Raw genomic sequence first — 450 nt, forward strand, 5'->3', positions numbered from 1 at the left:
GTAGAAGAAGCGCCAGTCGCAGAAGAACAACGAGTTGTAGAAGAAACACCAGTCGCAGAAGAACAACGAGTTGTAGAAGAAGCGCCAGTCGCAGAAGAACAACCAGTTGTAGAAGAAGCGCCGGTCGCAGAAGAACAACCAGTTGTAAAAAAAGAAGAACCAGAACGTGAGAAAAAGCGTCATGTACCATTTAATGTTGTTATGTTGAAACAAGATAGAACACGATTAATGGAAAGACATGCAGCTAGGGCAAATGCAATGCAGCATTCTGTTAATGTACGAGTAGAGAATAGACCAGTGCAACAAGTAGTAGCAGAACCACAAGTGGAAGAACAACCAATGCAGCAGGTGGTAGTAGAATCACAAGTGGAAGAACAACCAATGCAGCAGGTGGTAGTAGAATCACAAGTAGAAGAGCAATCAGTGCAGCAAGTAGTAGCAGAGCCACAA

Annotated in this window: 1 pseudogene; it reads left to right on the forward strand. The window is 43.8% G+C overall.

Annotation, left to right across the window (positions count from 1 at the left end):
• Window positions 1–450, forward strand: a pseudogene (locus MR167_RS31795) (DNA translocase FtsK); the annotation flags it as partial.

This window comes from Bacillus cereus group sp. BfR-BA-01355 (assembly GCF_022663675.1).
GTDB lineage: Bacteria > Bacillota > Bacilli > Bacillales > Bacillaceae_G > Bacillus_A > Bacillus_A thuringiensis_S.